This is a genomic window from Yoonia sp. SS1-5, from assembly GCF_038443705.2.
Classification (GTDB): Bacteria; Pseudomonadota; Alphaproteobacteria; order Rhodobacterales; family Rhodobacteraceae; genus Yoonia; species Yoonia rhodophyticola.
Window position 1 is genome coordinate 1,516,047 of the sequence record NZ_CP151767.2, and the last position, 12,705, is coordinate 1,528,751.

Genomic DNA, 12,705 nt, shown 5'->3' on the forward strand with positions numbered 1-12,705 from the left:
GGAGGACACCATGCATTCCATTTTGAAATCGTCGTTCGCGGCGATCGTTACTGCTGGCATTGCCGCAACTTCCGCGATGGCCGATGGCCACGCAGCCTTGTCAGGCGATCTGAAAATCACATCCGACATGTCGAACCCGGCCCCGCGCGCCGTGATGGAAGGGCTTGTCGCAGATTTCCAGGAACTGCATCCTGATCTGAACATCGAACTGACCATTGTTGACCGCGAAGCGTGGAAAACACAGATCCGGAATGCGCTGGGTGCGAACCCGCCGGACGTTGTGAACTGGTATGCCGCCAACCGCATGGGCCCCTATGTCGAGGCTGGTCTGTTCGAAGATATCTCTGACATGTACGAGAACGGCGATCTGCCGGGTCTGGACAGCGTCAAGGGTGCGATGACACTGGACGGCAAGCAGTGGGGTGTTCCCTACACATACTACCAGTGGGGTATCTACTACCGCGAAGACATCTTTGACGAGCTGGGCCTGAGCGAGCCGACAACATTTGACGAAGAACTGGCCAACTGCCAGAAAATCGTCGACAGCGGCCGCTCCTGCTATGCAATCGGCACAAAGTTCCTTTGGACGGCCGGTGGCTGGTTCGATTACCTGAACATGCGGACCAATGGCTTTGATTTCCACATGCAGCTTGCCCGTGGCGAAGTTGAGTGGACCGATGACCGCGTGCGTGAAACCTTCGCCAACTGGCGCAAGATCATCGACATGGGCGGCTACATTCCAGATCACCAGTCCTATAGCTGGCAGGAAGCGCTGAACTTCATGACCGATGGCGAAGCTGCAGCTTACCTGATCGGTAACTTTGCGGTGCCACCACTGCGCGAGGCCGGCCTGACAGACGAGCAGATCGACTTCTACCAGTTCCCGAAGATTGCGGATGTCGAGATGGGTGAAGACGCCCCGACCGATACATTCCACATCCCATCCGGTGCCGAGAACAAGGACAACGCCCGTGCGTTCCTGCAGTTCGTCACATCAGCCGATGTTCAGACCAAGATCAACGCAGGTGACGCGCTTGGTCAGCTTCCGGTCAATGCGGACTCCGGCGTCGACAAGGATGAGTTCCTCGAGCAGGGCTTTGAGATGCTGTCCAGCAATGCCACCGGCGGCGTTGCGCAGTTCTTTGACCGCGACTTCCCGGCAGAGATGGCAAGTGTCGGCATGGAAGGCCTGCAGGAGTTCATGGTGTTCCCAGACAACCTGGATGACATCCTGGCCCGCCTGGAAGACGCGCGTCAGCGGATCTACCAGTAAGCCAAATGATCTGGGCGGGTAACCACACCCGCCCTTACCTGCCCTCTCCCTTTGCACGGGGTGAGGGCGATCCGCCAACCCATCCGCAAGCCCACAACAAGCCGGGCTTTCGCATGTGTTAGCTGAGGGGAGGCAAAGACATGACAGCCGTTACCGATACGGGCGTCCAACGAAGCTGGTACAAACGCAACGAGATTGCGGTGACCCCGTGGTTGTTCCTGTTGCCTGCCATCCTGTTTTTCAGCGTCTATGTTATCATTCCGATTGCGCAGAGTTTCTGGATCAGTTTCCACCAATGGGATGGTCTGGGCGAGGCGACATGGGTTGGGACAGCCAACTATGAACGCCTGCTATTTGACGACCGGAAATTCTCGGTTTCCTTCTGGAACAATATCAAATGGCTGATCCTGTATCTGCTGGCCATTCCGGCGGGCCTGTTCATCGCTTTGTTCCTGAACCAGACGGTGCGGGGCATCCGGCTTTACAAGTCGCTCTTCTTCTTCCCGTTCGTTATCTCGCAAGTTGTTGTGGGCCTTGTATTCTCGTGGTTCTACCTGCCGCGTGAAGGGCTGCTGAACGCGATCCTGGCGATCTTTGGCACGGGGCCTGTGAACATCCTCGGCGATCCTACGCTGGCAACATACGGGATCATTGCCGCGGGCCTTTGGCCGCAGACGGCCTATTGCATGATCCTTTATCTGACCGGCCTGAACGCGGTTGACCCCGAGCAGGTCGAGGCCGCACGGCTGGATGGCGCCAAGGGCTACAAGATGCTCTGGTACGTGATCCTGCCGCAGCTGAAACCGGCCACATTCATCGCGTTCGTTGTGACAATCATCGGTGCGCTGCGGTCCTTTGACCTGATCAGCGTGATGACCAATGGTGGTCCTTTCGGATCAACCCGGGTGCTGTCCTTCTACATGTTCGAGGAATCGCTGTCCGAGTTCGGGTTCCGCATGGGCTATGGCGCCGCGATTGCAGTGGTCCTGTTCTTCATCATGCTCGGGTTCATCGTCTACTTCCTGTACTCGATGTGGCGCGACGATCAGGGGGGACGCTGATGACCAATGCATGCATGACACCGGTTTGGGGCGCGGCCCCGAACCTGACAGAATACACCGCCACAGGTCTCAGCGGACGGGGGGAAAACTAAGATGTTTCCAACACCAATTGAAAAAACCTCGCGCCAGTGGCAGCTGACCTACCAGGCCATCCTGCCCTTTGCGCTGATTGTCTGGCTATTGCCGCTGATCGCTGTGGCCATGTTCTCGATCAAGCCGGATGCGGATTTCACCAATGGCAACTATTGGGGGCTGCCAAGCAGCTTTGAAGCCTTCAACAACTATGGGCGGGTCTTCTTTGAATCGAATATGCCGCGCTATCTGGTCAACTCGCTGTTGATCACGATCCCAACGGTGATCGGGGCTGTGGCCCTATCCTGCATGGCGGGTTTTGCGCTGGGGGTTTACCGGTTCAAGGGCAACCTTTTCATCTTCTTCATGTTCATCGCGGGCAATTTCGTCCCATTCCAGATTTTGATGGTCCCTGTGCGCGACATGACCATCAACATGAACCTGTATGATACCAAGACCGGGCTGGTCCTGTTCCATGTGGCGTTTCAGGCCGGGTTCTGCACCCTGTTCATGCGGAACTTCATTCGCGCCCTGCCCTTCCCACTGATCGAGGCCGCGCGCGTCGAAGGTGTGGCAGAGTGGCGGATCTTCTGGTTTGTGGTGCTTCCGCTGATGAAACCTGCATTGGCCGCGCTGGCCGTGCTGATCTTTACCTTCATCTGGAACGACTATTTCTGGGCTGTCGTATTGACCCAAGGGCCGGACGCGCAGCCCGTGACTGCGGGGATTACGGAATTCAACTCGCAATTCCGTGCTGCCTATCATTTGATGAGTGCCGGTTCCATCGTGGCTGCTTTGCCACCTGTGGCCATGTTCTTCTTGATGCAAAAACACTTTATTGCCGGGCTCACATTGGGTGCCGTCAAGTAATACCGGGTCGGAGCCCAGTACATGACTTCCACGACTGAAAACATTGGGGGCGGCAATGATGTCGCCCTCGCGACTGGTTTGCCGTTGGGCGAAATCAACCGCAAAGAAGCCCGGATGCGCCACGCCTGGCGCATTGACGACGGACGCCAGACGCTTGTTCTGACCGCATCCAATCAGCGGCTGCCGCAGGTGGTCTATTGGGGGGCCACGTTGCCCGCCGATGAGGATCTCGAAACCATGCACGCCGCCGCCATCATTGATGTGACCGGCGGGATGCTTGACGAGAATCCGGATCTGTCGATCAGCCCAGAGGCAACACGCAGCTTTCCCGGTCAGCCCGGCCTGATTGTCCGGGACACGGACGGCACCCCGCTGCTGCCCAAGTTCTGCTTTGAAAGCGCCGAGCAGAACGGCACGCTGGAACTGACTTACGTGGATGAAGGCAACGGCCTGACGCTGGTGTTCCACTTTGCCTGCGATCACGACACCCGGATCATCACCTGCCAGACCACGTTGAATGCGACCCGGCCCGTGCATCTGCACTGGCTGGCCGCGCCGGTCCTGCCCGGCCCGCAGCAATCGGACGAGATGATTGATGTCTCTGGCCGCTGGTGTGGTGAATTCCAGCTGTCCCGCACCGCCTGGGCCCCCGGCATGCGCTACCGCGAGAACCGCACCGGCCGGACCGGGCACGAACATTTCCCCGGTCTGATTGTCCCCTGCCGGGGTGCCACGAATACAGAGGGCGAGGTCTACGCCTTTCACTACGGATGGTCTGGCGGACACAAGATGATCGCCGAGGAACTCCAGGACGGGCGCCGCCAGATCCAATGGGGCCATGCCGCCCGGATGGAAACCGAGGCCGCAACCCAGTTCAAGACAGCCCCCTTGTACATCGCCTATTCTGATCGTGGGATGAACGGATGTGCCGTGGCATTCCAGCGCCATTTGCGGGACCGGATCATCACCTGGCCAAAACCCGACGCCCCGCGACCCGTGCACTACAACTGCTGGGAGGCCGTCTATTTCGATCACAAACTGCATGTGCTGCAGGACATTGCCGATCGGGCCGCCGCATTGGGCGCCGAACGTTTCGTGCTGGATGATGGCTGGTTCGGCAATCGCGATGACGACACCCGCAGCCTGTCAGATTGGGAGGTTGATCCGCGGAAATACCCCGACGGGCTGACCCCGCTGATCCAGCATGTTCACAAGCAGGGCATGACCTTTGGCATCTGGTTCGAACCCGAGATGATCAACGAGGATAGTGATATCCACCGCGCCCATCCGGACTGGGCGCTTGGCAGCGAGGACCAGACCCTTGGGCGGCAGCAAAAAGCGTTGAACATGGCGCTCCCCGAGGTGCGCGATTTTCTCTATAGCCGCATGTCCGCGATCCTGCGGGACAATGATATCGACTATATCAAGTGGGATCATAACCGCGTGCTGCCCATGCCAGACGCGGCCCAGACCCGGGGATCCTACGCTCTGATCGACCGGCTGCGGACAGATTTCCCTCATGTAGAGATTGAGACCTGCGCCTCTGGCGGCGGGCGCATTGATTTCGGCATTCTGCAACGCACCCAACGGGTCTGGTTGTCCGACAGCAATGACGCGCTGGAACGGCTGCGTATCCAGCATGATGCGGCCTTGTTCCTTCCGCTGTCAGTCACCGGCAGCCATGTTGGCCCGCGCCATTGCCATACATCCGGCCGGACGCTGGATATCAGCTTTCGGGCCTGGGTCGCTGCCCAGCGCCATATGGGGTTCGAGATGGATCCGCGCGAGCTGACCGAGCATGAAACCGCCGTGCTGACAGAAGTCACCAGTTGGTGGAAACATCATCGCGACTGGTTGCAAACCGCCGATATCCTGCGCCTGGACAGTGCGGATCCCGCGGTGATCGCCGAACAGCAGCTGGCCCGTGACAAGGATCGCTTTGTGGTGTTTGCGGGCAAAGCCGCCACCAGCGCGCAAATCGCCCCGCGCCCGCTGCGTCTGACGGCACTGGACCCGGACGCGACCTACCGGGTGCGCCTGATCAACCGCGATACCGCGCCCACATTGTCGCGCGGCGCCACCGCGCTCAAGGACAAGGCGCTGGACCTGTCGGGCACCTACCTGATGCGCTCGGGTCTGGTTTTGCCGTGGTCATTTCCGGAACGGATGTGGGTTCTTGAGGGAGAAAAGCTGTGACAATCGCTGATATGCGTTTGGCGATTGGCACCAATGGATGACTGAGAATATGGAACGGATCAAGGCAGACTGGATCGCAGTCGATTGGGGCACGTCGAACATGCGCGCATGGGCGATGCGCAGTTCCGGCACGATCCTGGCAGAGGACCGGTCCGACCTCGGTATGGGCAAACTGACACCGGAAGGTTTTGAACCAGCCCTGCTGGGTGTGATCGACGCATGGATCGACGGACCCACGACCGTTGTCGCCTGCGGCATGGTCGGATCGCGGCAAGGCTGGACAGAGGCCCCTTATGCCACCGTCCCCTGTCCCGCACTTCCCGACGGGTTTGCCACCGCCCCAACCAAGAAGGACGGGCTGACCGTCCGGATCATACCGGGGATCAAACAGGATGCCCCTGCCGACGTGATGCGCGGCGAAGAAACGCAGATCGCGGGCTATCTTGCCCGCAACCCGAACTGGGACGGCGTGATCTGCCTGCCCGGCACACATACGAAATGGGTGCATGTCAGCGCCGGCGAGATCGTCAGTTTCCAGACCTTCATGACCGGGGAGCTTTTTGCCACGATTTCCACCCATACCGTGCTGCGCCATTCGATCCCTGCAGAGGGCTGGGATGAAGCCGCCTTTCTTGAAGGCCTGTCAGATGCCGTCGCCCGCCCTGAACGTATCGGCGCGCGGCTGTTTTCCCTTCGCGCCGAAGGGCTGGTCAATGGCATGTCCGGCGATACCGCCCGCGCGCGCTTGTCGGGGCTATTGATCGGCACGGAACTGGCCGCCGCAAAACCCTACTGGCTGGGTCAGCAAATCGCCGTCATCGGCGCTGGAAATATCGCCAGGCTATACGTCGATGCGCTGGCAACGTTGTCAGCCCCGGCCACCCAGGTCAAAGCAGACGCAATCACCATTGCCGGCCTCACGGCGGCTTATGGACGCTTGAAAGGATAAAATATGAGCCGCCCGCTGATCGCAATTCTGCGTGGAGTCACCCCTGATGAGGCCGTCCCAATGTGCGCGGCCCTGATTGAGGCCGGGATCACCCGGATCGAAGTTCCGCTGAACTCGCCCAACCCGTTTGACAGCATCAAGACCATGGCTGACGCATTCGGGAACGACGCGCTGATCGGGGCAGGCACGGTCTTGTCCACGGATGATGTCGGACGGGTCGCTCAGGCTGGCGGAAAGCTGATCGTCTCACCCAATTGCGACCAGCGTGTCATTGCCGCCACCAAGGCCGCAGAGATGCAAAGCTGGCCGGGTGTGATGACCCCGACCGAATGTTTCGCGGCCCTCAAGGCCGGCGCGGATGGGTTAAAGATTTTCCCCGCCAGTCTGCTGGGCCCCGAAGGGATCAAGGCCATCCGGGCGATCCTGCCTGCTGGCACACAAGTCTATGCAGTGGGTGGCGCAGGTGCTGATAACTTTGCGGAATGGATGGCGGCCTCGGCTGATGGGTTCGGCATTGGGTCTGCCCTGTTCAAACCCGGCCTGTCCGTCGCCGATGTCGCCGCGCGCGCGCGTGATATGGTGGCGGCCTATGACGCAGCTGCGGCATGATCTACGATGCGACCCCTTGTGCGCTGGGTGAAGGTCCGCTCTGGCATCCGGGCCGCAAGGCCTTTTTCTGGTTCGACATTCTGGGCAAGCGGTTGTTTGGGCCGGGCCAACACTGGCAGTTTGACGAATATGTGTCGGCTGCGGGCTGGGTGGACAATGATACGTTGATGATCGCCTCGCAAACAGCACTCAGCCGCTTTGATATCGCCACCGGCCAGCACGAAAAAATCTGCGGGCTTGAGGCGGATAACCCTGTGACACGGTCCAACGACGGTCGCGCGGACCCGCAGGGCGGTTTCTGGATCGGGACGATGGGGATCAATGCCGAAGAAAAGGCCGGGTCCATCTGGCGCTATTTCAGGGGCGAGCTGCGCAAGATCATCCCCGATATCACCGTGTCCAACGCGATCTGCTTCGCCCCTGATGGGCAGACGGCCTATTACACCGACACAAGAACCGGCAAGATCATGGCCGTTGGACTGGATCAGGATGGCTGGCCCAAGGGGCAGGCGCGGGTGCATATCGACGTCACCGGCGCGGATTTTGGGGCCGACGGGGCAGTTGTGGATGCGGCCGGATGCCTGTGGAACGCCCAATGGGGGGCCTCGCGGGTGGCGCAATATGCGCCGGACGGGACATTCATGCAGGCGATCGCCTTCCCGGCCCGGCAGACATCTTGCCCGGCATTTGGCGGCCCGGATCTGAAAACGCTCTACTGCACCTCGGCCGCTGTGGGGCTGGACCCTGCTGGTCCGGATGACGGAAAAACCTTTGCAGTCGAAACCGAAACGATTGGCCAGGCCGAGCATCAAGTCATTCTGTGATCTTTCGTCAACCTGCCCAGATATCCCGATAGGCACCTCATGAAACGCACACTTGGCGTCTGCTACTATCCAGAACACTGGCCCGAAACCCAATGGGCCGATGATGCGGCCCGCATGGTTGCAACCGGCCTGTCATGGGTCCGTATCGGTGAATTTGCCTGGTCCCGGATGGAGCCAAGCCCCGGCACGCTGACATGGGACTGGCTTGACCGGGCCATCGCGGTATTGGGCGAGGCAGGATTGAAGGTGGTTCTTGGAACGCCCACCGCAACCCCGCCCCGCTGGATGATCGACAAGCATCCCGACATGCTGCCGGTTGACGCCAACGGGCATGTCCGCAAATTCGGGTCCCGCAGACATTATGATTTCAGCCATCTGGGATACCGCGAGGAATGCCGCAGGATCGCCCGACTGATGGGCGAACGCTATGGCCGGAACCCGCATGTGGCCGCCTGGCAGATTGATAACGAATATGATTGCCACGACACGACGTTAAGCTATTCCGACGACGCAAAGCGCGGATTTCAGGACTGGTTGGCACAGCGGTACCAATCGACCGATGCGTTGAACCGGGCCTGGGGCAACGTCTTCTGGTCGATGGACTATGACACCTTCGATCAAATCGAACTTCCGAACCTGACGGTGACCGAACCCAATCACCCCCACCAGCTGGCATTTCGCCGTTACAGTTCCGATCAGGTTGTGGCCTTTAACAAGGTTCAGGTTGATGAGCTGCGAAAGCATACGGATGCAGCTTTGATCCATAACTATATGGGCCGCATCACAACTTTTGATCACTGGAAGGTCGGCAATGATCTGGATATTGCCTCATGGGATAGTTACCCTATTGGCTTCCTTTCGGATCGGATCGAAGGAACGCCCAAGGAAAAGCAAGCCTTTCTGCGGCAAGGCCATCCGGACAATCAGGCGTTTCACCACGACCTCTACCGCGCGGTTGGCAAAGGCCGTTTGTGGGTGATGGAACAGCAACCCGGCCCGGTGAACTGGGCGCCCTATAATCCGGCCCCGCTTCCCGGCATGGCCCGTCTCTGGGCGTGGGAGGCCTTTGCCCACGGTGCCGAAACCGTCTGCTATTTTCGCTGGCGGCAGGCCCCATTTGCGCAGGAACAGATGCATGCCGGATTGCTGCGCCCTGATAGCGAAGCTGCCCCTGCACTGGCCGAGGCACGGCAAGTCGCCGATGAGATTGCGACCATGCCACCGGTGGGTACGGCGCAGGCGGATGTTGCCCTGATCTTTGACTATGAAAGCGCCTGGGCCTGGGACATCCAACCGCAGGGCGCGGATTTTGATATGTTCCGCCTGGCCTTCGCCGCCTACCGCGCCCTGCGCCGCGCGGGGTTGAATATTGATATCCTGCCCCCCGACGCATCGGACCTGTCCGGCTATAAACTTGTTCTGGCGCCGGGCATCATGAAATTGAGTGACAGGCTCAAGGCCGCGCTGCGTGCCTTTCAAGGCCTCGCCCTGATTGGGCCCCGTACCGATACCAAGACAGACGAGCTGAGCATTCCTGTCCCGCTTGGCCCTGACCTGCCTGGTCTGGATACCAAGGTTGCATTGACAGAAAGCCTGCCACCGCTGGCCAAGGTCAAGCTGCAAGACAAAGGCCAGTTCCGGCACTGGTTTGAGCATCTTGAGGGGGAAGACACCGTCTATCTGACAACGACAGATGGGCGGCCAGCGATCATGGGCGGCAAGAATCTGCGCTATCTTGCTGGATGGCCTGACGACAAAAGCTTTGATCAGATCATTACAGATCTCTGCAAAGAGCAGGACATCGAAACACATGTCCTGCCCAAGGGCCTACGCATTCGCGACACTGATACGCATCGTTTTGTCTTTAACTATGCGGCCAAATCATTGCCGTGGAAAGATATCACCATCCCCCCCGCCGGGGTGCATTGGGAAAGCCGATGAAACCGTTCGGGGCCAGTGCCAAAGGCGAAGATGTCCACCAGATCAGCCTTTCGGGCGGGGATCTGTCGCTGAACCTGCTGACATGGGGGGCCGTCGTTCAGGGGCTGCATCTGAAGGGGGTCGATCATCCGCTGACCCTTGGGTCGTCCCATCTGTCGGATTACGAGGGCACCCTGCGCTATCATGGCAGCCTGATCGGCCCCATCGCAAACCGGATCAGCAATGCGCGCGTGCGGCTGGACGGGATCATGTACGAGCTTGAACGGAACGAACATGGCCAGATCCATCTTCATTCCGGCGCACAGGCAACCCAGCTTCAGGTCTGGGACCTGATTGATCGGGCCGATGATGCCGTCACGCTTGGCCTGCATCTGCCGGACGGCATGTGTGGTCTGCCGGGCAATCGCGATATCCGGGTGACCTTCAAGATCACCGCCCGCGCCACGCTGCAAATGACCGTGACCGGTACCACCGATGCCAAGACCTGTATGAATTTTGCCAATCACAGTTACTGGAACCTGGACGGGTCCGACACCTGGGCCGGGCATCACTTGCGCGTCGCGGCGGATCATGTCCTGCCGGGGACGACACACGACTATCCAACCGGCGAGATTGCAGATGTCACTGACACGCCGATGGATTTCCGCACCGGGCAGGTCGTCAACCCGGAAACACATGTCTTCAACCAGAACTTTTGCGTCAGCGACAAGCGGGGCCCTTTGCAGGATGTGTTGTGGCTGACCGGGAAATCCGGTCTGCAAATGATCCTGAGCACCACGGAACCGGGCGTTCAAATCTACGACGGGCGGGTCCCCAACCGGCCGGGGCGCGGCACATATGAGGGGTTGGCAATCGAGGCACAGTGTTGGCCCGACGCGCCGAACAACCCAAACTTTCCATCCATTATCGTGACGCCTGACGCCCCCTACGAACAGATCACGACCTGGCGGTTCCGGACGACCTGAGGCAACGGTCTGCGGGCCCTGCCAATGGTGCCTCAGCTTCCCCTGTAAGTGGAAAAGCTGAAGGGCGAGACAAGCAGCGGAACATGGTAATGCGAGGCCGGATCACTGATCCCAAACCGGATCGGAATATCATCCAGAAATGCCGGGCTTTCGGATAGGCCGAAATAGGCACCAGCCTGGAAAATCAGCTCGTAACGGCCCACTGCAAAACTGGGCTGTGGCAGAATCGGCGTATCGGTGCGCCCGTCCGCATTCGTCACCATCCGGACAACATGTTCGCGGCTGTCAGCAACGATGCGATACAGATCCACCCGCATACCCGCTGCGGGAATGCCGTTTGCTGTATCCAGCACATGGGTGGTCAAGAACCCCGTCATCTGTCCGTCTCCTCTTTTGCAGGCCTGATGCGTCAATTCACAATCCGCCCGGTATGCTGTAGCAGTTTAGAGAGGTTCTAAGAACCGCGCTCTGCTGTCGCACCCCCCCTGACGTTAAGGCTTCGGCAGCTATATCAGCGGTAACACGGAAAGAATCGTACAGAAAGGCCACGGCCGTTATGGACACTCTCATTCTATCCCGCATGCAGTTTGCGGCAAATATTTCGTTTCATATCCTGTTCCCGACGATCACCATCGCTTTGGGCTGGGTATTGTTGTTCTTCAAGATCCGGTTCAACCAAACCGGCCAGGAACGCTGGATGGAAGCCTACCGCTTCTGGGTCAAGATATTCGCCCTGTCATTCGCAATGGGTGTGGTATCAGGGATCACAATGTCCTTTCAGTTCGGCACGAACTGGCCCGGCTTCATGGAAACCGTCGGGAATATCGCGGGACCGCTTCTGGCCTATGAAATCATGACCGCCTTCTTTCTGGAGGCCGTGTTCCTGGGCATCATGCTATTCGGCTTCAGCCGGGTTCCAAACTGGCTGCATACGATAGCAACATTCCTTGTTGCATTCGGCACCATGATGTCGGCCTTCTGGATCATCGTGCTGAACTCTTGGATGCATACGCCGCAAGGCTTTGAAATGATTGACGGGGTTGCCCATGCAACCGATTGGTCGGCGATCATTTTCAACCCATCCATGCCCTACCGATTTGCGCATATGGTGCTGGCCAGCTTCCTGACATGTAGCTTCCTGATCGCCGGGATCAGCGCATTCCGCTGGCTGATCGGGGGCCGGACCGCAGGCGTGCGTGTCGCGATGAAAACCGCAATTGTTGCAGCCGCTTTGCTGATCCCTGTCCAGATCCTCGTTGGCGACATGCACGGGCTGAACACAAAGGAATACCAGCCTGCGAAAGTGGCCGCGATGGAAGGGCATTGGGAGACCGCAAGTGGCGTCCCCCTGATCCTCTTTGCCATTCCTGATGACGAAGCGCGCGAAAACCGGTTCGAGATCGGGATTCCGAAACTCGCATCTTTCATCCTGACCCATGATTGGGACGGTGAATTGAAAGGGCTGAATGATTTTGTGACCGAGGATGGCGAGATTCTGCATCCACGTGTGGCACCGGTCTTCTGGTCATTCCGGGTGATGGTTGGGACTGGCGTGCTGATGCTGGTCGTCAGCTGGGCCGCGATTGGCATGATGATGTGGCGCAAGCGTGGGGTCGAAGGACTGCCCAAGCCCATGCTCTACGCGCTGGTGGGCATGAGCTTTAGCGGCTGGCTTGCAACGCTTGCGGGTTGGTACACCACCGAAATCGGCCGACAACCATGGTTGGTGCAGGGCGTGATGACAACCAAACAGGCTGTGGCTGATGTGCCCGCGCCGATGGTGCTGTCGACGCTGATTGCTTATCTGGCGGTCTATGTTGCGCTGTTGGCAGCCTACATTTTTGTCATCTTCTATCTGGCCCGCAAGATGTCGCGCGGCGAAGATATCGGGACACGTGTCGCCCCATCACCTGCGGCACAGCCCCGCGCAATTCCGGCGGAGTAG

11 protein-coding genes are annotated in these 12,705 nt (G+C 59.2%); 10 read left to right on the forward strand and 1 reads right to left on the reverse strand.

What is annotated here, in order from left to right:
- The first annotated feature begins 10 nt into the window (after positions 1-10).
- From AABB31_RS09160 to AABB31_RS09200, 9 genes are all read left to right on the forward strand, one after another.
- Positions 11-1,273 carry an ABC transporter substrate-binding protein gene (locus tag AABB31_RS09160; protein ID WP_342078437.1) on the forward strand — a complete coding sequence of 421 codons (1,263 nt, stop codon included), beginning with the start codon at positions 11-13 and terminating at the stop codon, positions 1,271-1,273.
- 140 nt (positions 1,274-1,413) lie between these two features.
- Positions 1,414-2,334, forward strand: a complete 921-nt coding sequence (locus AABB31_RS09165) for a sugar ABC transporter permease (protein ID WP_342078436.1) — start codon at positions 1,414-1,416, stop codon at positions 2,332-2,334.
- 93 nt (positions 2,335-2,427) lie between these two features.
- Positions 2,428-3,276 carry a carbohydrate ABC transporter permease gene (locus AABB31_RS09170; RefSeq protein ID WP_342078435.1) on the forward strand — a complete coding sequence of 283 codons (849 nt, stop codon included), beginning with the start codon at positions 2,428-2,430 and terminating at the stop codon, positions 3,274-3,276.
- Between the two features lie 114 nt (positions 3,277-3,390).
- Positions 3,391-5,472 (forward strand): alpha-galactosidase, encoded by a 2,082-nt coding sequence (locus tag AABB31_RS09175; protein WP_342078856.1) that lies wholly within the window; start codon positions 3,391-3,393, stop codon positions 5,470-5,472.
- A gap of 37 nt (positions 5,473-5,509) precedes the next feature.
- Positions 5,510-6,421, forward strand: a complete 912-nt coding sequence (locus AABB31_RS09180) for a 2-dehydro-3-deoxygalactonokinase (RefSeq protein ID WP_342078434.1) — start codon at positions 5,510-5,512, stop codon at positions 6,419-6,421.
- Positions 6,422-6,424: 3 nt separating this feature from the next.
- On the forward strand, positions 6,425-7,030 hold the full coding sequence (locus tag AABB31_RS09185) for a 2-dehydro-3-deoxy-6-phosphogalactonate aldolase (RefSeq protein ID WP_342078433.1): 606 nt from the start codon (positions 6,425-6,427) through the stop codon (positions 7,028-7,030).
- On the forward strand, positions 7,027-7,854 hold the full coding sequence (locus AABB31_RS09190; protein WP_342078432.1) for an SMP-30/gluconolactonase/LRE family protein: 828 nt from the start codon (positions 7,027-7,029) through the stop codon (positions 7,852-7,854). Before AABB31_RS09185 ends, AABB31_RS09190 begins: the two co-directional genes overlap by 4 nt.
- A gap of 39 nt (positions 7,855-7,893) precedes the next feature.
- Positions 7,894-9,795 (forward strand): beta-galactosidase, encoded by a 1,902-nt coding sequence (locus AABB31_RS09195; protein WP_373635662.1) that lies wholly within the window; start codon positions 7,894-7,896, stop codon positions 9,793-9,795.
- Complete coding sequence (locus AABB31_RS09200) at positions 9,792-10,760, forward strand: aldose epimerase family protein (protein ID WP_373635663.1); 969 nt, start codon at positions 9,792-9,794, stop codon at positions 10,758-10,760. Before AABB31_RS09195 ends, AABB31_RS09200 begins: the two co-directional genes overlap by 4 nt.
- A 32-nt stretch (positions 10,761-10,792) precedes the next feature.
- Here AABB31_RS09200 and uraH read toward each other — a convergent pair whose 3' ends face one another.
- The gene (gene uraH, locus AABB31_RS09205) at positions 10,793-11,137 is read right to left on the reverse strand and encodes a hydroxyisourate hydrolase (protein ID WP_342078430.1); all 345 of its coding nucleotides are present in this window, start codon (positions 11,135-11,137) and stop codon (positions 10,793-10,795) included.
- Positions 11,138-11,316: 179 nt separating this feature from the next.
- Between uraH and AABB31_RS09210 the strand changes: the two genes are divergently transcribed.
- The gene (locus AABB31_RS09210) at positions 11,317-12,705 is read left to right on the forward strand and encodes a cytochrome ubiquinol oxidase subunit I (RefSeq protein WP_342078429.1); all 1,389 of its coding nucleotides are present in this window, start codon (positions 11,317-11,319) and stop codon (positions 12,703-12,705) included.